Annotated in this window: 29 protein-coding genes; 8 read left to right on the top strand and 21 right to left on the bottom strand. The window is 69.4% G+C overall.

What is annotated here, in order from left to right; all coding sequences use genetic code 11:
* The 5 genes from MKP05_RS18520 to def all read right to left on the bottom strand — a co-directional run.
* On the bottom strand, nt 1–340 hold a 340-nt coding region (locus MKP05_RS18520), incomplete at its 3' end, for an NAD-binding protein (RefSeq protein ID WP_240569621.1).
* Nucleotides 341–451: 111 nt separating this feature from the next.
* Entirely contained in the window at nt 452–658 is a 207-nt protein-coding gene (locus MKP05_RS18515; protein ID WP_110282684.1) for a dodecin, read from the bottom strand.
* Nucleotides 659–694: 36 nt separating this feature from the next.
* Complete coding sequence (gene rsmB / locus MKP05_RS18510; RefSeq protein WP_240569620.1) at nt 695–2,056, bottom strand: 16S rRNA (cytosine(967)-C(5))-methyltransferase RsmB; 1,362 nt, start codon at nt 2,054–2,056, stop codon at nt 695–697.
* Nucleotides 2,053–3,042: a methionyl-tRNA formyltransferase gene (fmt, locus tag MKP05_RS18505; protein ID WP_240569619.1), complete on the bottom strand. Its 990-nt coding sequence runs from the start codon at nt 3,040–3,042 to the stop codon at nt 2,053–2,055. Before fmt ends, rsmB begins: the two co-directional genes overlap by 4 nt.
* Before the next feature lie 127 nt (nt 3,043–3,169).
* Nucleotides 3,170–3,682 (bottom strand): peptide deformylase, encoded by a 513-nt coding sequence (gene def, locus MKP05_RS18500; RefSeq protein WP_110282681.1) that lies wholly within the window; start codon nt 3,680–3,682, stop codon nt 3,170–3,172.
* Nucleotides 3,683–3,927: 245 nt separating this feature from the next.
* On the opposite strand from def, the gene MKP05_RS18495 reads away from it, so the two are divergent.
* From MKP05_RS18495 to aroE, 5 genes are all read left to right on the top strand, one after another.
* A complete protein-coding gene (locus tag MKP05_RS18495) occupies nt 3,928–4,962 on the top strand; it encodes a LysM peptidoglycan-binding domain-containing protein (protein WP_240569623.1) in 1,035 nt (344 codons plus the stop codon).
* A 12-nt stretch (nt 4,963–4,974) separates the two neighbouring features.
* On the top strand, nt 4,975–6,081 hold the full coding sequence (gene dprA, locus MKP05_RS18490) for a DNA-processing protein DprA (RefSeq protein WP_240569618.1): 1,107 nt from the start codon (nt 4,975–4,977) through the stop codon (nt 6,079–6,081).
* Between the two features lie 63 nt (nt 6,082–6,144).
* Nucleotides 6,145–6,702, top strand: a complete 558-nt coding sequence (tsaC, locus tag MKP05_RS18485; protein WP_240569617.1) for an L-threonylcarbamoyladenylate synthase type 1 TsaC — start codon at nt 6,145–6,147, stop codon at nt 6,700–6,702.
* Between the two features lie 38 nt (nt 6,703–6,740).
* On the top strand, nt 6,741–7,670 hold the full coding sequence (gene hemF / locus MKP05_RS18480; RefSeq protein ID WP_240569616.1) for an oxygen-dependent coproporphyrinogen oxidase: 930 nt from the start codon (nt 6,741–6,743) through the stop codon (nt 7,668–7,670).
* Nucleotides 7,667–8,479, top strand: a complete 813-nt coding sequence (aroE, locus tag MKP05_RS18475; RefSeq protein WP_240569615.1) for a shikimate dehydrogenase — start codon at nt 7,667–7,669, stop codon at nt 8,477–8,479. Before hemF ends, aroE begins: the two co-directional genes overlap by 4 nt.
* An 89-nt stretch (nt 8,480–8,568) precedes the next feature.
* On the opposite strand, the gene MKP05_RS18470 is transcribed toward aroE, so the two are convergent.
* Nucleotides 8,569–8,826 (bottom strand): hypothetical protein, encoded by a 258-nt coding sequence (locus MKP05_RS18470; RefSeq protein WP_240569614.1) that lies wholly within the window; start codon nt 8,824–8,826, stop codon nt 8,569–8,571.
* 48 nt (nt 8,827–8,874) lie between these two features.
* Entirely contained in the window at nt 8,875–9,675 is an 801-nt protein-coding gene (locus MKP05_RS18465) for a M48 family metallopeptidase (protein WP_240569613.1), read from the bottom strand.
* A 138-nt stretch (nt 9,676–9,813) separates the two neighbouring features.
* On the opposite strand from MKP05_RS18465, the gene MKP05_RS18460 reads away from it, so the two are divergent.
* The 3 genes from MKP05_RS18460 to MKP05_RS18450 all read left to right on the top strand — a co-directional run bounded on the left by MKP05_RS18460 (nt 9,814) and on the right by MKP05_RS18450 (nt 12,377).
* Nucleotides 9,814–10,701 (top strand): ATP-binding protein, encoded by an 888-nt coding sequence (locus tag MKP05_RS18460; protein WP_240569612.1) that lies wholly within the window; start codon nt 9,814–9,816, stop codon nt 10,699–10,701.
* Between the two features lie 94 nt (nt 10,702–10,795).
* Nucleotides 10,796–11,254 carry a hypothetical protein gene (locus MKP05_RS18455; RefSeq protein ID WP_240569611.1) on the top strand — a complete coding sequence of 153 codons (459 nt, stop codon included), beginning with the start codon at nt 10,796–10,798 and terminating at the stop codon, nt 11,252–11,254.
* 19 nt (nt 11,255–11,273) lie between these two features.
* Nucleotides 11,274–12,377, top strand: a complete 1,104-nt coding sequence (locus MKP05_RS18450; protein WP_240569610.1) for a PQQ-dependent sugar dehydrogenase — start codon at nt 11,274–11,276, stop codon at nt 12,375–12,377.
* 25 nt (nt 12,378–12,402) lie between these two features.
* Here the strand turns inward: MKP05_RS18450 and MKP05_RS18445 are convergent, their stop codons facing one another.
* The 14 genes from MKP05_RS18445 to cysE form a co-directional block, all read right to left on the bottom strand.
* The gene (locus MKP05_RS18445) at nt 12,403–13,026 is read right to left on the bottom strand and encodes a hypothetical protein (protein WP_240569609.1); all 624 of its coding nucleotides are present in this window, start codon (nt 13,024–13,026) and stop codon (nt 12,403–12,405) included.
* Nucleotides 13,027–13,220: 194 nt separating this feature from the next.
* Nucleotides 13,221–14,624 carry a ribosome biogenesis GTPase Der gene (der, locus tag MKP05_RS18440; RefSeq protein ID WP_240569608.1) on the bottom strand — a complete coding sequence of 468 codons (1,404 nt, stop codon included), beginning with the start codon at nt 14,622–14,624 and terminating at the stop codon, nt 13,221–13,223.
* Entirely contained in the window at nt 14,621–15,766 is a 1,146-nt protein-coding gene (bamB, locus tag MKP05_RS18435; protein WP_240569607.1) for an outer membrane protein assembly factor BamB, read from the bottom strand. Before bamB ends, der begins: the two co-directional genes overlap by 4 nt.
* Entirely contained in the window at nt 15,763–16,422 is a 660-nt protein-coding gene (locus tag MKP05_RS18430; protein ID WP_110282668.1) for a YfgM family protein, read from the bottom strand. Before MKP05_RS18430 ends, bamB begins: the two co-directional genes overlap by 4 nt.
* A gap of 99 nt (nt 16,423–16,521) precedes the next feature.
* A complete protein-coding gene (gene hisS / locus MKP05_RS18425; protein ID WP_276316676.1) occupies nt 16,522–17,847 on the bottom strand; it encodes a histidine--tRNA ligase in 1,326 nt (441 codons plus the stop codon).
* Nucleotides 17,848–17,874: 27 nt separating this feature from the next.
* Complete coding sequence (gene ispG, locus MKP05_RS18420; RefSeq protein ID WP_240569605.1) at nt 17,875–18,990, bottom strand: flavodoxin-dependent (E)-4-hydroxy-3-methylbut-2-enyl-diphosphate synthase; 1,116 nt, start codon at nt 18,988–18,990, stop codon at nt 17,875–17,877.
* Nucleotides 18,991–18,999: 9 nt separating this feature from the next.
* Complete coding sequence (locus tag MKP05_RS18415) at nt 19,000–19,992, bottom strand: RodZ domain-containing protein (protein ID WP_240569604.1); 993 nt, start codon at nt 19,990–19,992, stop codon at nt 19,000–19,002.
* Nucleotides 19,993–20,022: 30 nt separating this feature from the next.
* Nucleotides 20,023–20,769, bottom strand: a complete 747-nt coding sequence (gene pilW / locus MKP05_RS18410) for a type IV pilus biogenesis/stability protein PilW (RefSeq protein ID WP_110282664.1) — start codon at nt 20,767–20,769, stop codon at nt 20,023–20,025.
* A 123-nt stretch (nt 20,770–20,892) separates the two neighbouring features.
* The gene (gene rlmN, locus MKP05_RS18405; protein ID WP_110282663.1) at nt 20,893–22,020 is read right to left on the bottom strand and encodes a dual-specificity RNA methyltransferase RlmN; all 1,128 of its coding nucleotides are present in this window, start codon (nt 22,018–22,020) and stop codon (nt 20,893–20,895) included.
* 79 nt (nt 22,021–22,099) lie between these two features.
* Nucleotides 22,100–22,525, bottom strand: a complete 426-nt coding sequence (gene ndk, locus MKP05_RS18400; RefSeq protein WP_240569603.1) for a nucleoside-diphosphate kinase — start codon at nt 22,523–22,525, stop codon at nt 22,100–22,102.
* Nucleotides 22,526–22,737: 212 nt separating this feature from the next.
* Nucleotides 22,738–23,064, bottom strand: a complete 327-nt coding sequence (locus tag MKP05_RS18395) for a HesB/IscA family protein (protein WP_110282661.1) — start codon at nt 23,062–23,064, stop codon at nt 22,738–22,740.
* 27 nt (nt 23,065–23,091) lie between these two features.
* Nucleotides 23,092–24,249 (bottom strand): aminotransferase class V-fold PLP-dependent enzyme, encoded by a 1,158-nt coding sequence (locus tag MKP05_RS18390; protein ID WP_240569602.1) that lies wholly within the window; start codon nt 24,247–24,249, stop codon nt 23,092–23,094.
* Nucleotides 24,250–24,295: 46 nt separating this feature from the next.
* Complete coding sequence (locus tag MKP05_RS18385; RefSeq protein ID WP_110282659.1) at nt 24,296–24,766, bottom strand: Fe-S cluster assembly transcription factor; 471 nt, start codon at nt 24,764–24,766, stop codon at nt 24,296–24,298.
* Nucleotides 24,767–24,880: 114 nt separating this feature from the next.
* The gene (gene cysE, locus MKP05_RS18380; protein WP_240569601.1) at nt 24,881–25,768 is read right to left on the bottom strand and encodes a serine O-acetyltransferase; all 888 of its coding nucleotides are present in this window, start codon (nt 25,766–25,768) and stop codon (nt 24,881–24,883) included.
* Nucleotides 25,769–25,823 lie beyond the last annotated feature (55 nt).

Here is a 25,823-nt window from a genome sequence, read left to right as displayed (position 1 = left end):
CGTGGGCGAACAGCCCCTTGCGGGTCAGGTAGGCGGTGGCGCGCACCCGGGCGATCTTGGTCGGGGTGCGGAACAGGGTGTGGGCGACCTGGCAGGCGATCATGTTGACCTCGTCGGCGCTGGTCACCGCGATCAGCATGTCGGCGTCCTCGCAGCCGGCCTGGCGCAGCACCATGGGGTAGGAGCCGCGGCCCACCACGGTGCGGATGTCGAGCCGGGTGTGCAGCTCGCGCAGCCGCTCGCCATCGGTGTCCACCACCGTGATGTCGTTCTCCTCGCGGGCCAGGTGTTCGGCCAGGGTGCCGCCGACCTGGCCGGCGCCGAGAATGATGATCTTCATGGCTTGTCGTTATTCCACACGGGGGTCGAGCGGCGTCCCTTGTGCGCCGCAACAGGGAGTCAGCATAAACCAGGCGCCACCCGGCGAACAGGTCCGGCCTTGGCACGGGGGTCAGTCGAGGGTGAAGCCGATCTTGAGCGTGACCTGCCAGTGGGCAACGCGACCGTGCTCGATATGCCCCCGGGTGTCGGTGACCTCGAACCAGCGCATGCCGTGAAGGCTCTCCGAGGCCTTGGCAATGGCACTGTTGATGGCCTCCTCGATACCCAGTTCGGAGGATCCGGTGAGTTCGATGTGCTTGTAGGTATGGTGGCTCATGGTGCTTCCCCTGGATCGTTGCAGGTATCGGCGGACTCAGCCCGCCTGCTTCACCAGTCTGGCATAGAAGAAGCCGTCGTGGCTGTCCGGTGCCGGCAGCAGCTGGCGGCCGGCGCCGGCGGGGCGACCCCAGGTCACGTCGTGGGGGGTGGTGGACGAGGCGTCCGAGGTGCGTGCCAGGAAGGCCTGGATCTGATCGGCGTTCTCCTCGGGCAGCACCGAGCAGGTGGCGTAGAGCAGGGTGCCCCCGGGGCGCAGCAGGGACCAGAGGTTGTCGAGCAGTCGGGCCTGCAGCTCGGCCAGCTTGGGGATGTCCGAGTGGCGCCGCAGTCGCTTGATGTCCGGGTGGCGACGGATCACGCCGCTGCCGGAACAGGGTGCATCGAGCAGGATGGCATCGAAGGGGGTGCCGTCCCACCAGTCCCGCTGCGTGGCGTCGCCGTGGGCCAGGGTGGCGGCGAGGCCGAGCCGGGCCAGGGCATCCTCCACCCGGGCCAGCCGCACGGCATCGCTGTCCACGGCGTGGAGGTCGATGTCGAACAGCTCCAGCAGGTGCGCCGTCTTGCCGCCGGGGGCGCAGCAGGCATCCAGCACCCGGGCGCCGGGGCGTGGCGCCAGCACCGGGCCGAGCAGCACCGCGGTGAGCTGGGCGGCCTCGTCCTGCACGCTGACGTGCCCCTCCTCGAAGCCTGGCAGGGCGTGGACGTCGCAGGGAGTCTTGAGGGTCACTCCATCCGGGGCGTGCAGGCAGAGCCTGGCGTCGAGGCCGGCGCCGTCCAGCCGGTCAATATAGGCCTCGCGGTCGCCGTGGCGGCGATTGACCCGCAGCGTCATGGGACCCGGTTCGTTGTTGGCCTCACAGATGGCGCGCCAGTCGTCGGGCCAGGCCTGACGCAGGGCCTTGAGCAGCCAGCGCGGGTGCAGCAACGCCACCGCGGGGTCGCTATCCACCTCGGCCTGGAGGGCGGCGGCTTCCCGCTGGAGTCGACGCAGGCAGCCGTTGAGCACCCGGGTCGCCCACTCCTTGCCGAGCAGGCGGGCGGCCCCGGCGGTCTCGCCCACGGCGGCGTGGGCCGGGATGCGCAGATAGAGCAACTGGTGGATGCCGATCAGCAGCAGCGCCTGCACATCGGCGTCCCGGGCCTTGAAGGGCTTCACCAGCAGCTTGGCGGCCAGCGCCTCGAGCCGTGGCAGGGTACGGCAGGTGCCGTAGCAGAGTGCCTTGAACAGGGCGCGGTCGCGGGCCACCACCTGATGGTCGTCGAGGTCGGTCAGCGAGCCCTTGGCGGTGATTACCGGGACCAGGGCGCGGGCGGCGGCGGCACGCAGCGTGAGGCCGCTGTCGTTCTGCAGGCCGCGGGGCTGGCTGCGGCGGTTGTCCGGGGTTCCGACGCTCATCGTGGTGTCTCCTCGGTGAGGCGGCCCAGGCATCGCCCCGTGGGGAAGCGCTCGGCCCGGGCCTTGAGCAGTTCGCGCACCGCCAGCGGCTTGCCGCCGGGCAGCTGGGCGCGGGTCACCCGCAGCACCTGGTGGCCACCCGGGCCGCAGGCGATGCGCAGCGCCTCGGTATCGTGAGCCAGCAAGGTGCCCGGTGTCGCCGGTGTCTCGCCGTCTTCCGGCACGCCAGCCCCGGCCATCAGCAGTCGCAGGCGCTCGTCGCCCAGGGCGCACCAGGCGACCGGCCAGGGATTGAAAGCACGAACCCGGGCTGCCAGTTCGGCGGCCGGCCGGCGAAAATCCAGCTCGGCCCCGGCCTTGGAAAGTTTGGCGGCGTAGGTGACGCCGGCTTCCGGCTGGGGCATGGCGGTCAGCCCGCCGTCGGCCAGGGCATCCAGGGTCTCGACGATGGCCTCGCCCCCGAGGGCGGCGAGAGTGTCGTGGAGCTCCCCACCGGTGGTGGTGGCGGTGATCGGCGTGCGCCGGACCAGCAGCATGTCGCCGGTGTCCAGGCCCGCATCCATCTGCATGATGGTCACGCCGCTCTCGACGTCACCGGCCTCGATGGCGCGCTGGATCGGGGCGGCGCCGCGCCATCGCGGCAGCAGCGAGGCGTGGACGTTGAGGCAGCCCAGCCGGGGGATCTCCAGCACCGCTCGGGGCAGGATCAGGCCATAGGCCACCACCACCATCAGGTCGGCCTCGAACTCGGCCAGTTCGGCCTGCACCTCGGATGACTTGAGGCTCTCTGGCTGGTGGACCGGCAGGTCGTGTGCCAGTGCCAGGGTCTTGACCGGGCTCGGGGTCAGCTTGCGCCCGCGCCCGGCCGGACGGTCGGGCTGGGTATAGACGGCGATGACCGGGTGGCGGCTGGCCAGCAGCGCCGCCAGGCTCTCGGCGGCGAAATCGGGCGTGCCGGCGAAGATGACGCGCAGGGGTCGGGACATGATCTCGGGGGCCTTGCCAGTGGGCGATGCCTCTCATGATAACGGAGCCGGCCCGAAACGACGAAGGCCGACGCGCCCGGCGTCGGCCTTCGCAAGCAACTTTGCCACAGGGGCCGGGGCCGAGGGGTCAGGCGGGCTGCATCAGCTTGTGGCGTTTCTGCATCTTCTTCAGCACCCGGTCGCGCTTGAGCGGCGAGAGGTAGTCGACGAACAGCACGCCCTCGAGATGGTCATGCTCGTGCTGGATGCAGTGGGCCAGCAGGCCCTCGGCCTCGAGTTCGTAGGGGGTGCCGTCGCGGTCGAGCGCCTCGAGGTGGACCTTCAGGGAGCGGGGCACCTCGGCGTAGTACTCGGGGATCGACAGGCAGCCCTCCTGCATCAGGTCGCGCTCGTCGCCGATGGGCGTGTAGGTCGGGTTGATCAGCACCAGCGGGCTGGTCTGGGTGTCGCTGACATCCATGACGATCACCCGGCGGTGGACGTCCACCTGGGTGGCGGCGAGCCCGATGCCGCGGGCGTCGTACATGGTCTCGAGCATGTCGTCGACCAGTTGGCGCACCTCGTCGTCTACCGCCTCGACCGGCGCGGCCTTCGTGCGCAGGCGCTCGTCGGGAAATTCGAGGATGGGTAATTTGGCCATGGCGTTGGAACCACCGTTATGCTGTCATTCAGGGGATGCCACTATTCTAGAAGCGGGCGAGCGGTGGCGAAACCGCTCGCCGCGCATCGCATCGATAAAATATGACTATATCATGCCGTCATCGTTCCATGGTGGCAGGCGTGACGCGGGCAACGCAGGGGGCAGCAGGGATGAGGCAGACGACGAGGGATGGCAGGCGGCGCCGGCTGGGCCGCCTGGGGCGGGCAGCGGCCCTGAGCCTGGCCATGGTGATGGTGCCAGTGGGGGGCGCGCAGGCCCAGGGGCTGACCTGGGAGGAGGGCCTGCAGCACGATGCGCCGGATCGCTATACGGTGGTGCGGGGCGACACCCTCTGGGACATCTCCGGCCGCTTCCTGCGCCACCCCTGGCAGTGGCCCGAGGTGTGGCAGGTCAATCCGCAGATTCGCAATCCGCACCTGATCTACCCCGGTGACGTCGTCTATCTCTACGACTGCAACGGTCGCCCCTGCCTCGGCCTGGAGCGCGGCCAGGGTGAGGTGCGGTTGTCACCGGGCGTCCGCACCACGCCGCATCGCGAGGCGATCGAGCCGATTCCCCTCGAGGCGGTCCAGCACTTCCTGCGCGAGCACCGCGTCATCGACGACCCGGAAGACCTCGACGAGCTGGCCTATGTGGTCGGTGCCGACGACCACCGGCTGGTCAGCGGTGCAGGCGATCGCCTCTATGCCCGGGGCCGCGTGGCGGGCGGTGGCCGGGTCGGCCTCTACCGCATCGGCGAGCGTTACCTGGATTCTGCCTCCGGCGAGCTGCTGGGCCTCGAACTCGAGCACGTGGGCCAGGCCCGGCGCCAGCGTAGCGAGGACGATATCGTGGTGCTGGAGGTCACCTCGTCCCGCCAGGAAGTGCGCAACGACGACATCGTGCTGCCGCTGGAGAGCCGCGAGCTGACCACCCAGTTCTATCCCCGGCCGCCCGAGGGTGAGGTCGATGGCCGCATCCTGGCAGTGCCCGGCGGCGTGCGCTTCATCGGCCACCTGCAGGTGGTGGCGCTGGACCGCGGTCGTCGCGATGGCCTGGAGCCGGGCCATGTGCTGCTGGTCGAGCAGCAGGGCGAACTGGTCAGCGACCCGCGCACCAGCGAGGCGTTGCGCCTGCCGGGCGAGGAGGCCGGCCTGGTGATGGTCTTCCGGCCCTACGAGAAGATGAGCTACGGCCTGGTGATGAAGGCCAGCCGTACCCTGGCCGTGGGCGACCGGGTGCGCAGCCCGCAGCGCGCCCTGGGCACCGCCCAGCGCTGAGGGACGGCGACGATGCAGGCCAGGGAGTGGCTGGTGCTGTCCCGTCTGCCGGGTGTCGGCAGTCGGGAACTGGCGGCGATCGCCGAGCGCTCGCCGGCCTGGCCCCAGGGGTGGCTGGCCGCGCTGCCCGGTGAGGCGGCCACCGCCTTGCGGCTGTGGCTCGACCACCCCGCCCGCAGCCCTGTCACTACGACCCTCGAGGCCGACCAGGCCTGGCTCGCCGCCGATTCCGCCCGTCATCTCCTGCATGTCGGTCACCCTGCCTGGCCAGACCTGCTCGGCCAGATCGCCGATCCGCCGCCGGTGCTCTGGGCGCTGGGTGACCTCGAGGCGCTGTCGCCCCCGCGGCTCGCCGTGGTCGGCACCCGCCGCCCGACCCGGGAAGGCCTCGGCAACGCCGCGGCCTTCGCCAGGGAGCTGGCCAGCCGCGGCTGGTGCCTGGTCAGTGGCATGGCGCTGGGCATCGACGGTGCCGCCCAGCAGGCTGCCCTGGAGGCCGGGGGGCGCAGCGTGGCGGTGCTCGGTTGCGGCGTCGACCTGGTCTATCCGCCGCGCCATCATCGTCTCTACCGCCGTCTGCAGGCCCCCGGCGGGCTGCTGCTCTCCGAGCATCCCCCCGCGACCCGGGCGCGTCCCGGCTTCTTCCCGCGCCGCAACCGTATCGTCACCGGGCTCTCGCTGGGCGTGCTGGTGGTGGAGGCCGCCGAGAAGAGCGGCTCGCTGGTCAGTGCCCGCCTGGCCACCGAACAGGGGCGCGAGGTCTTCGTGCTGCCCGGCTCGATCCACAACCCCCAGGCCCGGGGTTGTCTGCAGCTGATCCGCGACGGCGCCGTGCTGGTCCGCGAGATCGACGATATCCTCGCCGAACTCACCCAGTGGCGGGCATTGCCCGATGCCGGGTCGGCGTCACCAGTGTCGGCGGAGTCGGCGTCGCCGCCGTCGGCCGATCCCCTGCTGCGCTGGCTGAGTGGTTCTCCCACCCCGGTGGATGCCCTGGTGGGGCTATCCGGTCTGGGTATCGCCGAATGCCAGCGCCGACTGCTCGAGCTCGAGCTGGAGGGCCTCGCCACCCAGGCGGTCGGTGGCTGGGTGCGCCTGCCGTCGCCACCGGGAGCGTGATAGCATAGGGCCCCGGCACCGGGGCGTCGTCGCCATGTCGATCGTTTCCATCCGAGGAGTTCCATGACCGAAGCCTGCACGCTCGAGACCACCGTTGCCGCGCTGCACGCCGGCGGTGTCATCGCCTACCCCACCGAAGCGGTCTGGGGACTCGGCTGCGACCCCGACAATGACGAGGCGCTGGCCCGCCTGCTGCGCCTCAAGCAGCGCGACCCGGCCAAGGGCATGATCCTGGTGGCGGCGAGCATTGCGCAGTTCGCGCCCTGGCTCGAGGGGCTGCCGCTCGAACGCCACGCTCCGCTGGTGGCCAGCTGGCCCGGACCCCATACCTGGCTGGTGCCCGACAACGGTCGCTCCCATGCGCTGCTGCGTGGCGACCACGACCGGGTAGCGCTGCGGGTCAGTGCCCATCCCCTGGTGGTGAAGCTCTGCACGGCCTTCGGCAAGCCGATCGTCTCGACCTCGGCCAACCAGGCCGGCGAGCCGCCGGCGATGAGTGCCGACGCGGTGCGTGCCATCTTCGGCGACCAGTTGGACGCCCTCATCGAGGGGGAACTCGGTGGCCTGGAGCGCCCCAGTACCATCCGCGACCTGATTTCCGGCCGTATATTGCGCTCCTGACCCGGGAGCCCATCCGTTCCCTGCTTCCAGGAGGCCCCGTGGCCCACGCCTATCTCGATGACGTCAAGCGCTACCTGCTCGACCTCCAGGATCGCCTCTGTGCCGGCCTGGCCGCGGAGGATGGCGGCCCCGGTTTCCGCGAGGATGCCTGGGTGCGGGAGGAGGGTGGCGGTGGCCGCTCCCGGGTGCTCGAACATGGGGCGCTGTTCGAGAAGGGCGGCGTCAACTTCTCCCATGTCTTCGGCGAGCGGCTACCGCCGTCCGCCACCGCGGCCCGGCCGGAGCTGGCCGGGCGCAGCTTCCACGCGGTGGGGGTCTCCTGGGTGCTGCACCCCGAGAACCCCCATGTGCCCACCAGCCACGGCAACGTGCGCTTCTTCATCGCCGAGAAGGCAGGGGAGGCGCCGGTGTGGTGGTTCGGTGGCGGCTTCGACCTGACGCCCTTCTACCCAGTACTCGAGGACGTGGTGCACTGGCACCGGGTCGCCCGGGATGCGTGCGCGCCCTTCGGTGACGACGTCTACCCCCGCTACAAGGCGTGGTGCGACGACTACTTCACCCTCAAGCACCGCGACGAGACCCGCGGCGTCGGTGGCCTGTTCTTCGACGATCTCAATGCCTGGGGCTTCGAGAAGTGCTTCGCCTTCCAGCGGGCCGTGGGCGACGCCTTCCTGGAGGCCTACTTGCCCATCGTGCGCCGCCGTCGCGACACGCCCTGGGGCGAGCGCGAGCGCGATTTCCAGCTCTACCGCCGCGGGCGCTACGTGGAGTTCAACCTGGTGTGGGACCGCGGCACCCTGTTCGGGCTACAGAGCGGCGGACGCACCGAGGCGATCCTGATGTCGATGCCGCCCCTGGCGCGCTGGGAGTACGACTGGCACCCCGAACCCGGCAGCCCCGAGGCGCTGCTCTATCGCGACTATCTGCATCCAAGGGATTGGTTGAACGAGGAGGCGTCTACGCCATGACCGACCGCTACTGTGTCTTCGGCCATCCCATTGGCCACTCGAAGTCACCGGCCATTCACGCGGCCTTCGCGGCCGAGCTCGGTGAGGCCATCGACTACACCGCCATCGAGGCGCCGCTCGACGACTTTGCCGGTGCCTGGCATGACTTCGTCGCGGCGGGTGGCCGTGGCGCCAACGTCACCGTGCCGTTCAAGGAGGATGCCTTCCGCCTGTGCGAGGTGCTGAGTCCGCGCGCCCGGCGGGCCGGGGCGGTGAACACCCTGATCCTCGGCGGCAACGGCCAGACCTACGGCGACACCACCGACGGGGTGGGCCTGGTGCGCGATCTCGAGCGCCACGGCGTCACGCTCGCCGGTGCGCGTCTCCTGGTGCTGGGCGCCGGCGGGGCGGTGCGCGGGGTGCTGGAGCCGCTGCTTACGGCGGCCCCGGCCAGCCTGGTCGTCGCCAACCGCACCGCCGAGAAGGCCGAGCGCCTGGCCGCCGACTTCCGCGACCTGGGCGAGATCCGCGGTGGTGGTTTCGATGAGGTCACGGGGCCCTTCGACGTGGTGATCAACGGCACCAGCGCCAGCCTGGCCAATGAGCTGCCGCCGCTGCCCGACGACCTCTTCGCCGCGGGGGCCACGGCCTACGACATGATGTACGGTGCCGAGCCCACGGTGTTCCTGCAGTGGGCCGGCGAGCGTGGCGCCCGCGGCGTCGATGGCCTGGGCATGCTGGTGGAGCAGGCGGCGGAGTCCTTCTTCCAGTGGCGCGGCAGGCGCCCCGATACCACTCCAGTGCTCGAGGCGCTGCGCCGGGCGCTGTGATCAACGTCACTTGATGTGGCGTCAGCTCCCAGGGACGGGTTTACAGCGCCTCCTCGCAGGCCTGCCGCCGGATCAGCCCCGAGGGGCATTCAGCGTCTCTTGACGTAGAGCCCCACCATGCACAGCGCCATGCCGGCCACCGACAGCAGCATGCCGCCGTTGACCAGCCAGGGATGGCGGTCGAGCCAGGAGGCGAAGGGCTGCGGCGTGTCGCGGCAGACGCCCTCGAGGTAGTCCCAGTAGCCGCCGGACAGGGTGCACTCGCGCACGTCGCCCAACTCCCAGAAGTAGACGCCCATCAGCACCAGGATAGGCACGCTCAACAGCAACAGTCCGAGTCTCAGCATTCGCTTTCCGGTTCAGGGGGAGGGGGTGAGGTGCTGGCGTTGGGCCATTCAGGGCCGCGGGCAGTTGGGCTGGCGGCCGGCCTGGCGGGCTTGCTCGTAGCGTGCCATGGCCTCGCCCAGGCCGGCCTCCAGGCCGCCGATGCGCTGGCCGTGGCTGGGGTGGGTGGACATCCAGGCCGGCGGCCGGCCGCCGCCGGTGGCCCCCATGTTCCCCCACAGGGCAATGCTCGCCCGCGGATCGAAGCCGGCATCCGCCATCAGGTTCAGCCCAATGGTGTCGGCCTCGCTCTCGTGGCGGCGCGAGAAGGGCAGCAGGATGCCGTACTGGGCACCCAGGCCCAGCGCGGCCATCATCTGCTCGCCGCCGGGCCCCTGCAGGCCCGAGGCGGAGGAGATCACCGACAGGCCCAGTTGGGTGGCGCTTTGTGTGGAGGCGCGCTCATTGGCGTGACGGGCCATCACGTGGCCAATCTCGTGGCCGATCACCGCGGCGAGCTGGTCCTGGTTCTCGGCGATCTCGAGCAGGCCGGTGTTGATGCCCACGTAGCCGCCGGGCAGGGCGAAGGCGTTGGCCTGCTCGGACTCGAAGACCTTGACCTGCCAGTTCTGGTCACGCTCGCCGGCCGGTAGGGCGCGGACCACGGCATCGGTCACGCACTCCACGTAGCGCAGCGGGGCACCGCCGACGGTGGGCAGCTCTTCCTGATACTGGGCGAAGGCCTGGGCGCCCATCTGATCGAGCTGGTCGTCGGACATCAACGTCAGCTGCGAGCGCCCGGTGGGCGAGGTGGTACAGGCGGTCAGGGCGATACCGAGGGTACCGATGGCGAGGCAGTGCATCCAGCGCATGGGAGGTCTCCTGTGACCAAGCTCCTGTGTCCAGGCTTCTATGACCCTGGACGGGGCGTGACGGTTCGCCACAAGATACCCGTAACGCCTGCCAGGTCAACACTGGCCTGCCATATCACGAGCCGAGGAGAGAGCGCCATGGATGCGGAGCTGTCGCGCCGCCTGCTGCACCTGCTGGATCACGTCGAACACTGGCTGCCGCCGCCGCCCGAGGCGGTCGACTGGGAACGCGACATCGCCGCCCTCTGGCAGCGCCATATCCTGGGCGGGCGGCTGCTGCCGGTGCCGCCCCGGGATGCCCTGGGCCTGGACGACCTGCTCGGCATCGAGCGCCAGAAGCTGGCGCTGGTCGACAACACCCGCGCCTTCCTCCAGGGGCTGCCGGCCAACCACGCCCTGCTGTGGGGCTCGCGGGGCAGCGGCAAGTCGTCGCTGATCCGTGCCCTGCTCAATGCCCTGGCGCCGGAGGGGCTGCGCCTGGTACAGGTCGACCGCCACGACCTCGCCGGCCTGCCGCTGCTGGTGGCCCAGCTCCGCGAGCAGGCCCATCGCTTCGTGGTCTACTGCGACGACCTCTCCTTCGAGGGCCACGACGACGCCTACAAGGCGCTCAAGAGCGTGCTCGACGGTGCCCTCACCGGCCCGCCGGAGAACGTGCTGCTCTACGCCACCTCCAATCGTCGCCACCTGCTGCCCGAGTCGATGAGCGACAACGAGGGCTCGCGGCTGGTGGGCGACGAGCTCCACCACGGCGACGCCGTGGAGGAGAAGATCTCGCTGTCGGATCGCTTCGGCCTGTGGCTCGGCTTCCACCCCTTCAACCAGGACGTCTACCTGGAGGCGTGCTGCCACTGGGTCGGCCAGCTCGGCACGGCCGATGACTGGAACCGCGAGGCGCGCGCCGAGGCGATCCGTTTCGCCACCCTGCGCGGCGGACGCAGTGGCCGGGTCGCCTGGCAGTTCGCCTGCCAGTGGGTCGGCCAGCGGCGCTTGGGGGACCGCTTCCGAGTGCAGGGTGGCCAGTGAGAGCATGCAACCACGTGAAGGGCCTGTGCACTGCTGGCAACTTTGCCGTCTGGAAGGCGTGGCGCTGCTATCGAAGTCCTCATGAGAGGCCATCATGACGAGGCGATGGCAAACGCTGGTGGCTTATGTCGCTGCCGTGCTCGACGCCACACTGCTGGGATCGATCGTGCAGACCCAATTCAACCTGGCGGCGCTGTCGGCGTTGGGTGCCGATATCTCGTTCTCCACGCGCCTGGCGACCACGGCTCACGATCTGCTGGGGTTCACACCGCTGTACGGCAGCCTCGTCGCCATCATGATGCTGGGGGCCATGCCAGTGGCCAGCGTGGTGACACGCTGGCTGGGCTTCGGGGCATGGCCGATTCATGCGCTGGCGGCGGCGCTCGGGCTATGGGTCATGCTGTCGATTGTCGATGCTTTGGCGCCGATGCCGACCCTGATCGCGGCCACTCGCAGCCTGGAGGGAACCCTGGCGATGATGGCGACCGCCGCCCTGGGTGGCTGGGGCTATGCCATTCTGGCGTATTTCGACTGGGACGGGGCTTCCGGGTGACCCGGCAGGGGAGTGAAACATGCGTCGATTCGGTCGTGTTCTGCTGACCATCGTCGGTCTGTCGGTGTGTACCACGGCGCTCGCCGTGGACTACCGGTTCGAGACGCTGGCCGAGGGGCTCGACCATCCCTGGTCGCTGGCCTTCCTGCCCGGGGGCGGCATGCTGGTCACCGAACGCGTCGGGCGGCTGCGCCTGATCGAGGCCGATGGCAGGCTGCGCGAGGCGCCCATCGATGGGGTGCCCGAGGTCTTCGTCGGTGGCCAGGCGGGATTGTTCGAGGTGGCGCTGGCGCCGGATCATCCCGACAGTGGCTGGGTGTACTTGAGCTATGCCTGTGGCACGCTGGCCGCCAACACGACCTGCCTGGATCGCGCCCGCTTCGACGGCCAGCGGCTGGTCGCACGGGAGACGCTGTTTCGCGCCGAGCCGGACAAGCAGGGACGCTCCCACTACGGCGGCCGTCTGACCTTCCTGCCGGACGATACCCTGGTATTGGGGCTCGGCGATGGCTTCGACTACCGTGAACAGGCCCAGAATCCGGGCAACCACCTGGGCAGCCTGGTCCGCTTGACCCTCGCTGGCTCGGTGCCCGGCGACAACCCCTTCGTCGCTGTCAGCGAAGCGCGAGCGGAGCTCTACAGCATCGGCCACCGCAATATCCAGGGGGTCGTCTTCGACGAGACACGAAGTGAGCTGCTCATTCACGAGCATGGCCCCCGGGGCGGTGACGAACTCAATCGTATCCTTCCCGGCGCCAACTATGGCTGGCCACTGGTCACTCATGGCGTCGACTATACCGGGGCGCGCGTCACGCCCTTCACCGAGCTGCCGGGGTTCGAGCCGCCCTTGCTGCACTGGACACCATCCATCGCTCCCTCGGGCATGACCCTGTATGACGGGGAGCGATTTCCCGAGTGGCGCGGCGACCTGTTCGTCTCGGCGCTGGCCGCTCGCCAGGTGCGCCGCCTGATCCGCGAGGATGGCGAGATCGTGGGCCAGGAAGCCCTGTTCACGGAACTCGGCGAGCGGATCCGTGACGTCCGCAGCGGGCCGGATGGCGCCCTCTACCTGTTGACCGACAGCGCCGAGGGGCGGGTGTTGCGTGTGATGCCTGCCCCTTGAATCATGTGGAGGCGGCGCCGGCGGATCAGCGCTGGGGCGTCAACCCGCCGTCCTCGCCCACCGCGAAGCGCAGGGTCGGTGTCAACAGGCCGGCGGGCAGGGTCATGCCCAGCCCGCGCAGATCCCCCGGCGTGATGGCCAGCTCGCTGCCGGCGGGTAGCTCCCCCTGGCTGGCCATCTGGCTGGCCAGCTCCACCATCGGGGCCAGGCGGCTGCGGTCGGCGCCCAGCAGGTCGAAGGCCACCGGCAGGCGTAGCTTGGTGTCGTCGGCCGAGGTCAGGGTGACCTCCTCCTGGTAGTTGCCGCTGACCACCTCGGCGCCGGGCACATCCAGGGTCCAGCGGAAGCCCGACATCTCCACCGCCGGCATGCCGACGGGCAACGCCAGGCCCATGGCCAGGGTGGCCTGAACCGGCAGGCTGCCCATGCCCAGGCTCGAGGCGATCAGCGAGGTGATGTCGCTGGTATCGAGGCCGGCCTGGATCGAGTAGGGGCCGATGCGCACGTCCTCCACCCCCAGCGAGGTGATCGCCAGGCGAAAGGCGAACAGGCCGGTCTGGGGGATCGCCAGGCAGCCGCCGAGCAGCGCCGCCAGGCAGAGCGGGGCGAGCAGGCGCCAGCGGCGCGGCAAGAGACGGGTGAGCATCATGAGGTCCTCCGGGGACAGGGTCGGTGCTGCATTGCAGCGAGAGGCGTATTTCAGGGCTGCCGGGCTTCCCTGTCAAGGCGTCGTGTGCCCTGTCGGCTCGCCGGGAAAGCGAACCTGTCGGCCCGGAACGACAAAGCCCGGCCAGTCGTGGACGACGGGCCGGGCGGGCGGTATGGGGGTGAGGCGGAAGTGACTCAGCGGCGGCTCTTGCGCGCCTCGCGGGTCCGGCCCAGTTCGCGCTTCTTGGCCTTCTCCTTGTCGCTGGCCCCGGCCATGCTGTCGAAGGGGTTCTTGCCCGAGCGGAACTCGAAGCGCAGCGGGGTGCCGCGCACCTTGAGCACCTTGCGGAAGGTATTGGTCAGGTAGCGGCGATAGGCCTCGGGCAGCGAGGCGGTCTGGTTGCCGTGGACCACGATGATCGGCGGGTTGCTGCCGCCCTGGTGGGCCATGCGCAGCTTGATGCGCCGGCCGTTGACCAGCGGTGGCTGGTGCTGTTCCACCGCGTCCTGGAGGATGCTGGTCAGGCGGTTGGTCGACCAGTGGCTGTTGGCCGAGGCGAAGGCGCGCTCGATGGAGGGATAGAGGTCGCCGACCCCGGTGCCGTGCAGCGCCGAGATGAAGTGCAGCTCGGCATAGTCGGCGAAGCCCAGGCGGCGCTTGATCTCGGCACGCATCCTGTCCTTGGCCTCGTGCTCCATGCCGTCCCACTTGTTGACCGCCAGCACCAGGGCGCGGCCGCTGGTCAGCACATAGTCGAGCAGGTGCAGGTCCTGCTCCACCAGGCCGCTGCGCGCATCCAGCACCGTGACCGCGACATGGCACTCCTTGATCGCTTCCAGGGTCTTGATGATCGAGAACTTCTCGGCGATCTCGCGGACGTTCTTGCGTCGCCGCACACCGGCGGTGTCCACCAGCACGTAGGGCTTGCCGCGGCGCTCGAAGGGGATCTCGATGGCGTCACGGGTGGTGCCGGCCTCGTCGAAGACCACCACCCGCTCCTCGCCGAGCAGGCGGTTGACCAGGGTCGACTTGCCCACGTTGGGACGGCCGATCACGCCGATGCGGATGCCCTTGGTGCCGGTATCGGCCGGGATGTTCTCGTCGCGTTCGGGGAAGGGCGAGAGCACCTCCTCGATCAGCGAGGTGACGTTGCGGCCGTGGGCGGCGGCGATGGGGTGGGGGTCGCCGAGCCCCAGCTGCCAGAAGTCGGCCATGGCGGCATGCTCTTCCAGGCCGTCGGTCTTGTTGACCACCAGCCAGGTCTTCTTCTGGTTGACCCGCAGGTGGTTGGCGATGGCCTCGTCGGCGACGTTGAGCCCGGCGCGGGCGTCGACCATGAACAGCACGATGTCGGCCTCGTCGATGGCCTGCAGCGACTGCTCGGCCATGGCCGCATCGATGCCTGCCTCGTCACCGCTGATGCCGCCGGTGTCGATCACCGTGTAGGCCTTGCCGCCGAGCACGCCGTTGCCGTACTTGCGGTCGCGGGTGAGTCCCGGGAAATCCGCCACTAGGGCGTCCCGGGAGCGGGTCAGGCGGTTGAACAGGGTCGACTTGCCCACGTTGGGGCGGCCGACCAGGGCGATCACGGGGGTCATTGGATGTCCAGGGTCTCTAGGCTGCCGTCGTTGGCCAGCACGTGGATGCGACGGCCCTCGGTGAGGGGGCGCACGCTGATGCCCGAGCGGTCGATGCGGGTGCGGCCGGCCAGCTCGCCGCTGCGGGCATCGATCAGGTGCAGGTAGCCCTCGAAGTCGCCGAACACCAGGCGGCCGTCGGCAAAGGCCGGGGCGGTGATGCGGCGTCCCTCCAGGGAGTCGTTGCGCCAGATCTCGTCGCCGCTGTTGGCGTCCAGGGCGAGGATGTGGCTGGCCTCGTTGACGGTGAACAGGAAGTCGCCGACCAGGATCGGGGTCAGGTAGCTGGAGTGCTCGCGCTCCCACAGCACCTCGCCCCGGGTGGCCTCGAGGGCGACCAGGCGGCCGTTGTAGCTGGTCACGAAGAGGCGGCCGTCGGGAGTCAGTACCGGCTGGGCGGCGAGGTCGACCAGCCTCTCGATGTCGCTGCGACCCCGGGGCACGGCGATGCGCATGTCCCACAGCGGCTGGCCGCTGCGGTTGTCCAGGGTCACCAGGCGGCCGTTGGGGAGGCCGGTGAAGGTGACGGGGTCGATCACCATGGGGGTGCCGGTGCCGCGCAGGGTCAGCGCCGGCCGCGTGGCGCTGTAGGTCCAACGCTCCTCGCCGCTGGCCCGGTCCAGGGCGGTGACGCTGCCGTCGACGCTCTGCACCACCAGCAGCTGCTGGCTGGGTTGGGGCGCGGCCAGCACCTCGCTGGGGACCCGGGTGCGCCAGCGGACCTCGCCATCGCGCTGGTCGATGGCCAGCACCTCGCCGCTGCGGGTGCCCAGGTAGACCCGGTTCGCCACGGCGGTGAGGCCACTGGAAACGGGCACCTCGAGGTCGACTTCCCAGCGGGTATCGCCGTCATCGGCGTCCAGCGCCATCAGCCGGCCGCGCTCGTCGGCGGCGAAGACGGTGTCGCCGTCGCGGGCCGGGGCGATGGGATAGGTCGCGCGGCCGAGGCCCTGCCCGACCCGCTCGCGCCAGGCGGTATCCAGGCTGACGCTCTCTTCGAAGCGTTCGAGCTCCTTGGGCGGGTGCTGCGGCTCCACCTTGCCGGCGCAGCCGGCCAGCAGGGCGAGGCTCGCGACGGCGGCGATCAGGAGGGTCGGTTTCATAGCGTGGCCTCGTCAAAACCCAGGTTGTCGAGCTTGAGCTGGACGCCGTAGAGCGGTTGATCGCGCTCCTCGGCACGCGCCAGTGCCTCCTTCCATGCCTCGCGGGCCTCGTCCTCGCGGCCCAGGGCGTGATAGGCGTCGCCGCGCACGTCGGCGCGCTGGGCGGCCAGGGCCTCCGGCACGCCGGCATCCAGGGTGGCCAGCGCGGCCTCGGCAGCGCCGTCGGCGACCTGCAGCCGGGCCAGGCGCAGCCGCGCCAGGCCCTGCACATAGTCGCGCTTGGTGGTGTCGATCACGCCTTCCAGGGCGTCACGGGCCGCGGCCTGGTCGCCCTGGGCCACCGCCAGCCGGGCATCGACCAGACGCGCCAGGTCGGCATAGAGCGTGCTGCCGTGGCTGTCGGTGATCTCCACCACCAGCTCGCGGGCCTCGTGGAGGCTGGCCTCGTCGAGCTCGCCGCCGGCGGTCAGGTTGATCAGCTGCTGGTAGCGCATGGAGGCGGCCTGGGCCTGGTTCTCCTGGTAGGTCTGCCAGGCGTTCCAGCCGAACACGCCGGCCGCGGCGATGGCGACGCCGGCGATCAGCGAGGTGCCGTTCTCCTTCCACCAGCGCTTGATCGCGTCAAGCTGCTCTTCTTCGGTTCTCAGCTCCGCCACAGGCGGTCTCCTTCTGTCCTGGAGGATCCGGCGCGGGATCCTGTGCGGATCGCTTTCGGGATCCGGGGTGGATCGGCGTCGGGATCCTGATACGGGGGCTCAGGCGTGCTCGTCGGCCAGCAGGGCTGCCAGGGTGGCATTGAGCTCCGCCTGGGGCAGGCTCAGTTGCTCGCGCTCCTCGCGCAGGAACTTCAGCGTCGCCCTGCCGTTGGTCAGTTCGTCCTCGCCCAGCAGCAGCGCCAGGCGGGCGCCGCTGCGGTCGGCCTTCTTGATGCGGCTCTTGAAGCTGCCGCCGCCGCAGTGCAGCTGGGCGCGCAGGCCGGGCAGCTCGCTGCGCAGGCGCTCGCCGAGGAGCAGGGCCTGGCGGGTGGCGGCGTCGTCCATGGGCAGCAGGTAGAGGTCGAGTTCGCCGCGGGCGCCGTCGGGCACCAGCTCGAGGGTCTCGAGCAGCAGGATGAGGCGCTCGATGCCCATGGCGAAGCCCACCGCCGGGGTCGGCTTGCCGCCGAGCTGCTCCACCAGGCCGTCGTAGCGGCCACCGGCACAGACGGTGCCCTGGCTGCCCAGCGCCGTGGTGGTCCACTCGAAGACGGTGCGGCCGTAGTAGTCGAGCCCGCGCACCAGGCGCGGGTTGATCACGTAGTCGATGCCGGCGGCGTCGAGCAGGGCGGTGAGCTGCTCGAAGTGCTCGCGGGAAGCGTCGTCGAGGTGATCCATCAGCTGCGGCGCCCCGGCGAGCATCTCGGCCATGTCGGGGTTCTTGGAATCGAGGATGCGCAGCGGGTTGCTGGTCAGGCGCCGGCGGGAGTCCTCGTCGAGCAGCGCGTGGTGCCGCTCGAAGTAGGCCACCAGCAGATCGCGGTAGGCGGCCCGGGCCTCGGCGGAGCCCAGCGAGTTGAGCTCCAGGGTGACGTGCTCGAAGAGCCCCAGCTGCTGCCACAGGCGGGCCGAGAGCAGGATCACCTCGGCGTCGATGTCGGGGCCGTCGAGGCCGAAGGCCTCCACGCCGACCTGGTGGAACTGCCGGTAGCGGCCCTTCTGGGGACGCTCGTGGCGGAACATCGGGCCCTGGTACCAGAGCCGCTGGGTCTGGTTGTGCAGCAGGCCATGCTCCATGGCGGCGCGCACGCAGCTCGCCGTGCCCTCGGGGCGCAGGGTGAGGCTGTCGCCGTTGCGGTCCTCGAAGGTGTACATCTCCTTCTCGACGATGTCGGTGACCTCGCCGATGGAGCGGGCGAACAACGCGGTCTGCTCGACTATGGGGGTGCGGATCTCGTCATAGCCGTAGCGCTGCATCAGCGCGCGCACCTGTCCCTCGAAGTACTGCCACAGCGCCGACTGGCCGGGCAGCAGGTCGTTCATGCCACGAATGGCCTGGATTTTTTTCTTGCTCGGCTCTTGATGACTTGATTGGGGCTTGCTCAACACTGGCTCCTTGGTTCTTCGCCCGGCTCACTGGCCGCGGGCGATCACGTCCTGTTCGGCCTGCTGCTTTTCGCGGACCTTGTCGCGGATCAGCCGCTCCAGGTCGTCGACCAGGTGGTCGTTGCGCAGCTTGCTGGCGGGCTTGCCGTCGATGTAGACGAGGTTGGCGGGGCTGCCGCCGGTGAGGCCGATATCGCTCTCCTTGGCCTCGCCGGGGCCGTTGACCACGCAGCCGATGACCGAGACGTCCAGCGGCGTCATGACGTCCTCGAGGCGCTCCTCGAGGGCGTTCATGGTGCCGATGACGTCGAAGTTCTGGCGCGAGCAACTGGGGCAGGCGATGAAGTTGATGCCCTTGCTGCGCAGGCGCAGGCTCTTGAGCATGTCATAGCCGACCTTGATCTCCTCGACCGGGTCGGCGGCCAGCGAGACCCGGATGGTGTCGCCGATGCCGTCCATCAGCAGTAGCCCTAAGCCGATCGACGACTTGACGGTGCCCGAGCGCAGCCCGCCCGCCTCGGTGATGCCGAGGTGCAGCGGCTGCTCGATCAGGGTGGCCAGCCGGCGATAGGCGGCCACGGCCATGAAGACGTCGGAGGCCTTGACGCTGACCTTGTACTCATGGAAGTCGAGGCGGTCGAGGTGGTCGATATGGCGCATGGCGGACTCCACCAGCGCCTCGGGCGTCGGCTCGCCGTACTTCCTCTGCAGCTCCTTCTCCAGCGAACCGGCGTTGACGCCGATGCGGATCGGGATGCCGTTGTCGCGCGCAGCCGATACGACGGCTCTGACCCGGTCTTCCCGGCCGATATTGCCAGGATTGATGCGCAGGCAGTCGACGCCGAGTTCGGCGACGCGCAGGGCGATCTTGTAGTCGAAGTGGATGTCGGCCACCAGCGGCACCTCGACCTCGCGCTTGATACGGCCGAAGGCCTCGGCGGCGTCCATGGTCGGTACCGAGACGCGCACGATATCGGCCCCGGCGGTCTCGAGCTGACGGATCTGGCCGACGGTGGCGGCCACGTCCAGGGTGTCGGTGTTGGTCATGCTCTGCACGGAGATGGGGGCATCGCCGCCGACCGCTACCCTGCCGACGTGGATCTGGCGTGACTGGCGTCTCTTGATGGGGGATTGTGCATGCATGGTGACGGATCACTCTCCCAGGGTGAAGCGGGCGACGTTGTTGGCGCCGGCGCGAGCGCCGAGGTCAACGGACTCGCCGCGCCAGACGAGCTCGACGCCGGTGGCGTTGCCCACGGTCAGGCGGAACGGTGGTTCGCCTTCGACGCTCGCCGTGGTGCCGGGTTCCTGGAGACCGACGAAGACGCGCTGGTTGTCGGCGTCGAAGATCTCGGTCCAGGACTGTTCGTTGAAGGTCAGCTCCAGTACCCGCGGGTCGGCGGTTGTCGCCGGGGCCGCCTGGGGCTCCGGCTCGGCTTCGGTGGCCCCCTCGACCGGCGTTACCGGCTCGGCCTCGTCGGAGGCGCCGCGGTCGGCGGCGATGATATGGGCCGGGCCGGAATCCACCACGCCGGCCGAGGCCTCGCCGGCGGCTTCGGGATCCTCGACCAGGCCGAGGTCGCTCTGCGCGTCGGGCAGCGGCGGCAGCTCGGCGGCGCCGGCGGCCTCCTCGGCCATCGGTTCGTCGCTCTCGGTGATGGTGGGACTGCCGTCGAGGCTGTCCACCGAGACCGGGCCGCTGTCGCTGACGCCGGGGGGCTCGTTGCCGCCGCGGCTCTGCCACCACATGAGCGTCAGCCCGACCAGGCCGGCGATCACCAGCAGGGTGACCAGCCGGAACAGCCAGGCCCCGATGCGCGACGGCGGGCGGGTGACATGCACCGGCGTCACCTTGCGCTCGTGCTCCTCACCGCCGAAGCGCGCCCGGTAGGCTTCCAGTACCGGGCGGTCGTCGATGCCCAGCAGGTGGGCATAGGAGCGCAGGTAGCCTCGACGATAGGCGGCGACGGGGACTTCCTCGTAGTTGTCCTCCTCGAGCCCCTGGATCACCGCCGGGCGCAGGTTCAGGGACTCGGCGACCTCTTCTCGGGAAAGGCTCTGCGACTCGCGCTCACGCTTGAGCTGTTCGCCCGGTGAGGCCGTGAGGGCGACATCGGTGGCATCGGTGATGTGGGTGTCGCTCATGGCTGAGCATCCTTCGTCAAGAATCGGTTGTCAGGGAGCGTCATCGGCAGCGTCCAGTTGTTCGGTGTAGAAGGCGGCAGCGGCGCGATCGCCCTCGGCCCGGGCGATGTCGCGGGCCAGGCGGAGCGCCCCGGGGCTGGCGCCGGCCAAGCGCATGAACCCTTCGAGCTGGTTCCGGGCGCGAGCATGATTGCCCTGGGCATGCTCGAGTTCGGCCAGCGTGAAATAGCTGCGCGCGCTTCGCGGGTCGATCGCCTGGGCGCGGGCGAGGCTGGCCCGGGCGGCGTCGAGGTCGCCGAGTTCACGCTGGCACTGCCCCAGGTTGGCGAACAGCTGGGCACGGTTGGCGTACTGGCTATCCCGGCTGGCTAGCTCGAGCTGGTCGCAGGCCTCGCGGATGCGCCCACGATCATACAGGAAGGCCGCATAATTGTTGCGTACCCGGGTGAAGTCGGAGTCGGCGTCGAGGGCACGCCGGAAGGTCTCGTCGGCGAGCTCATCCTCTCCCTGGCGCTGGTAGACCATGGCCATGGCCTGCAGGGCCTCGGCATCGCCGGGCGCCATCTGCAGGGCTCGATCGAGGGAGCTCATGGCCCGCTGCAGGTTGCCACGCTCGAGGTAGGCGATGCCCAGTCGGGTATAGGCGTCGCCGGGGTTGTCCTCATTGCCGTTGAACGGGCCCACCTGGGAGGCGCAGCCGGCCAGCCACAGCGCCCCCAGCAGGACGGCGACGGCAGGGGCCTGCGTGAGTCCGGGCGTGCGTGGGCAGCGAGTCATGGCGTCCTCTCGATAGTGGGCACGACACCACCGGTGGCGTTTCGCGAGCGAACCGTCACCGGTAGGGGAAAAGGCCAGTCCATCAAAGCGCCGAGCCCGGTTGAAGTCAAGGTGACCCCCGGGTCAGTCGGCGTCGATCTGGATCGACCGGATATAGCGTTCGTGACGCTTGGTGCGATCCTTGACGCGTCCCACCAGTTGGCCGCAGGCGGCATCGATGTCATCGCCGCGAGTGGTGCGGATCGGCGCCGTGTAGCCCAGCTCATAGAGCCACTGCTGGAAACGCATCGTCTGGTTGCGTGACGGTTTCTCGTAGCCCGAGTGAGGGAAGGGGTTGAACGGAATCAGGTTGATCTTGCACGGCAATTCCTCGAGCAGGGCGGCGAGCTGCTCGGCGTGCTCCTGCTGGTCGTTGACGTCCTTGATCAGGGTGTACTCGATGGTGACCATCCGCGTGTCCTGGCACTTGGCGAGGTAGCGCTTGCAGGCATCCAGCAGGGTGCGGATGTTGTACTTGCGGTTGAGCGGCACCAGCTCGTTGCGCAGCTCGTCGGTGGCCGCATGCAGCGAGATGGCCAGGCTCACGTCGAGTTCGTCGCCGAGCCGGTCGAGCATCGGCACCACCCCGGAGGTGGAAAGGGTGACGCGACGCTTGGAGAGGCCATAGCCGTCGTCGTCGAGCATCAGCTTCATCGCCGGCACGACATTGTCGTAGTTCATCAGTGGCTCGCCCATGCCCATCATCACCACATTGGTGACCGGACGATTGGCGGTGTCCTTGCGCGGGCCGACGCTGCGCTGGGCCACCCACACCTGGCCGATGATCTCGGCGGCGGTGAGGTTGCGCTGGAAGCCCTGCTTGCCGGTGGAGCAGAAGCTGCAGTCCAGCGAGCAGCCGACCTGGGAGGAGACGCAGAGGGTGCGGCGCTTGCCGTTGTCGGCCGGGATCAGCACCGTCTCCACGTAGCTGCCGTCCTCGACCTCGAGCACCCACTTGCGGGTGCCGTCGCTGGAGGAGCCCTCGTAGACCACACCGGGACCGCGGATCTCGGCCACCTCGGCCAGGCGCGTTCGCAGTGCCTTGGACAGGTTGGTCATGGCCGCGAAGTCGTCGCAGCCCTCGTGGTGGATCCACTTCATCACCTGGGCGGCACGGAACTTCTTCTCGCCGATGGAGAGGAAGAAGTGCTCCATCTCCTCGCGAGAGAGACCGAGCAGGTTGGTGCGTTGGGGAGCGGTTGTGGTGGTCATGGCATCAGGGCGTCGAGGGGGCAGAGAGAGGGCGGGGGTGGGGTCACCCCCGCTTGAAGCGCCGTGGGGATGGGGCCCCTCAGCGCGGGCAGATCTCATCGGCCGCAAAGAAGTAGGCCACTTCGCGCTCGGCGGATTCCGGCGAGTCGGAGCCGTGGACGGCGTTGGCGTCGATGGTCTCGGCGAAGTCGGCGCGGATGGTGCCCGGCGCGGCGTCCTTGGGATTGGTGGCCCCCATCAGGTCGCGGTTCCTGGCGATGGCGTCCTCACCCTCCAGCACCTGCACGACCACCGGCCCGGAGGTCATGAAACCGACCAGGTCCTTGAAGAAGGGGCGTTCCTTGTGCTCGGCGTAGAAGCCGCCGGCCTTCTCCTCGGAGAGGTGCAGCATCTTGGCGGCGACGACCTTCAGGCCGGCTTTCTCGAAGCGGGAAGTGATCTCGCCGATGACGTTCTTGGCGACGGCATCGGGCTTGATGATGGACAGGGTACGCTGGGTGGCCATGGGGCGTGTCTCCAGTTGAGCAGGGTGATTGACATGGGGGTCGATGGATAGCGCCGCGCCGCCCCGGAAGCTCCTGGGTCGAGAGCAGGGGGCGGCGCGGCGAATCGGGTGATGCGGCTCGGCGAGTTCGCCGACTGGGCGGGGATTATAACGGCTGGGGGGCTCGTTGAACAATCGTCGAGCCGTTCCCGCCCCGTTCGGGCGCTGAGCGCCTAGACGCTGAAGCTCTCGCCGCAGCCGCACTCGTCCTTGACGTTGGGGTTGTTGAAGCGGAAGAAGCGGTTGAGCCCCTCGTTGACGTAGTCGACCTCGCTGCCGTCGAGCATCTCCAGGGCGTCGGGCGCGACATAGACGGTCACGCCGTGCTCCTCGAAGGTCACGTCGTCATTGGCCGCCTCGTCGGCGAAATCGAGCACGTAACTGTAGCCGGAGCAGCCGCTCGGCTTGACCGAGACCCGCAGGCCCAGGCCGTGGCCGCGCTCGTCGAGGACCCGGCGGATCTGGTCGGCGGCAGCGGTGGTGATCGAAAGGTGCGCCATGGTCTTTCTCCTGCACGGGTTGAATGGTCAGATCGCCTGGCGGCGAAGGCCCTCGAGGGCGTGTGTAAGGGCGTGCAGCGTTCGGTCGATATCGGCCTCGGTGGTGAAGCGGCCGAAACTGAACCGCAGCGACGCCAGTGCCAGGGGGCGCGGCACGCCAATGCCCTTCAGTACATAGGATGGCTCGACGCTCGCCGAGTTGCAGGCCGAACCGGTGGAGAGGGCGATGTCGCGCAACGCCATCAGCAGCGATTCGCCGTCGACGCCCTCGAAGGCCAGGTTGAGGATGTTGGGGACCGCGACGCCGATATCGGTGTTGCGGTGGACGCCCTCGAAGCCGGCCAGGCCAGCGAGCAGCCGGTCGCGCAGCGCCGTGATGCGTGCCTGGTCGGCGTCCCCCTCGGCGGCGGCCAGGGCGAAGGCCTCGCCCATGCCGACGATCTGGTGGGTGGCGAGCGTCCCCGAACGCATGCCGCGCTCGTGGCCGCCGCCGTGGATCAGGGCCTCCAGGCGGATGTCCGGGCTGCGCTTCACGTAGAGGGCGCCGATGCCCTTGGGCCCGTAGACCTTGTGGCCCGACAGCGACATCAGGTCGATGCCCTGCCGGGCGACATCCAGCGGGATGCGCCCCACCGCCTGGGCGGCGTCCACATGGAAGACCGCACCGCCGGCATGGACGACCTCGGCGAGCGCCGCCAGGTCGTGGATGCTGCCGAGCTCGTTGTTCACCGCCATCAGCGAGACCAGCACGGTGTCCGGGCGCATGGCCGCGCGCAGTTGGTCGGGCGTCACCCGCCCGTCGTGGCCGGGCGTGAGCCAGGTGACCTCGAAGCCCTCGGCCTCCAGCGCCTTGGCGGTATCCACCACCGCCTTGTGCTCGATACAGGAGGTCACCAGGTGACGGCCCCGTGCCCGGTTGGCCCGCATGAAGCCGGTCAGCGCCAGGTTGTCGGCCTCGGTGGCGCCGCTGGTCCAGACGATCTCGCGGGGGTCGGCACCGATCGGGTCGGCGACCTGGCGACGAGCACCCTCCACGGCCTGCTCCGCCTGCCAGCCGAGCATGTGGCTACGCGACGCCGGGTTGGCGAAGAGGCCGTCCGGGGTCAGGTGACGGCTCATCGCCTCGGCGACCCGCGGATCGACCGGGGTGGTGGCGGCATAATCGAGGTAGACGGGTGTGGTCATGGGCTCGCAGTGGTGGCGGATGTTCGGAAAGGGTATGCCCGGCGGTTCAGGGCGACGACGCGAGGATGCCGTCGTTGCCCTGCCGGCGACGCTGGCGACTGGCGATGCCCCGTATCTCCTGGCGCTGCGCCAGTTGTCCCAGGGTGATGCCGTCGAGGAAGCCGTGGATATGCTCCGACAGCTCGCACCACAAATGGTGGGTCAGGCAGGTATCGCCCTGCTGGCAGTCGGATAGCCCGCCGCAGCGGGTGGCGTCCACCGACTCGTCGACCGCGTCGATCACCCGAGCCACCGAGATAGCCGCCGGCGGCAGCGCCAGCAGGTAGCCGCCGCCGGGGCCGCGTACGCTCTCCACCAGCCGGGCGCGGCGCAGGCGGGCGAACAGCTGTTCGAGGTAGGAGAGCGAGATCTCCTGTCGCCGCGAGATGTCGGCCAGGCAGATGGGACCCTCGTCGGCGTTCATCGCCAGGTCGAGCATGGCGGTAACAGCGTAGCGTCCCTTGGTGGTCAGGCGCATGCGGATCGACACCTCGGCGCCGACGCTGGGGTCGGGGTTCGATGGATCGGGTGCGTCTCCCCAGGGGAAACGTCACGGACGAAAGGGCATTATGGTAAAGACCGAGTGCCGTGGTCAACCATTCTCCCGGCGCTTCTCGGGTCGGGCATCGTCGGCGGCATCGCCCTGAGGCTCTTTCTCGCTCTCCGGTTCCTCCCGGTCGACGGGCGGGCAGCAACTGTCCACGTCGGCGAGGATGTCGGCGAAGTCCTCGTCACGCAGCTCGGGCAGCCGGCCGTCGCGATAGCTGGCATCTAGCTTGCGCAGGGTGCCGCACATGCGCTCGATGCGCTCGTCCACGGCGTGCATGTGGTCGAGCATGGCCTGGATCGAACGGGCCACGGGGTCGGGCATGTCCTGGCTGATGCCGTAGGCGTCGAAGCCGAACTTGCGGTGCATCGCCTCGCGCCGGGCCGGGTCGACCTCGAGGACCTCCTCGGCGTCCGGCTCGAGGCGATGGACGACCTTGCCGGGGATGCCTACCACGGTGGCGCCGGCGGGCACCTCCTTGGTGACCACGGCGTTGGAGCCGATCTTGGCGCCGGTGCCCACGGTGAAGGGGCCCAGTATCTTGGCTCCGGCGCCGACGATCACACCATCCTCGAGGGTCGGGTGGCGCTTGCCCTTGTTCCAGCTGGTGCCGCCCAGGGTCACGCCCTGGTAGAGGGTGACGTCGTCGCCGACCTCGGCGGTCTCGCCGATCACCACGCCCATGCCGTGGTCGATGAAGAAACGCCGGCCGATGGAGGCCCCGGGATGGATCTCGACGCCGGTCAGCCAGCGGGAGAAGGTCGAGAGGCTGCGGGCGAGCCACTTGAGGTTCTTCCGCCACAGCCAGTGGCTGAAACGGTGGATCAACAGGGCGTGCAAGCCGGGATAGTTGGTCAGCACTTCCAGGAAGTTGCGCGCCGCGGGGTCGCGGGCGAATACACTGTTGATGTCCTCACGCAGATGTTGAAACATGCAGCGGTCCTTGGGTGGCGGAGGGGCGATGCTCGAGGGGGCAATCGCCGGAGGT

It is taken from the genome of Halomonas flagellata, from assembly GCF_022487945.1.
In the GTDB taxonomy this organism is placed as follows: domain Bacteria; phylum Pseudomonadota; class Gammaproteobacteria; order Pseudomonadales; family Halomonadaceae; genus Halomonas; species Halomonas flagellata.
This window is presented reverse-complemented; position numbering and strand designations above follow the sequence as displayed.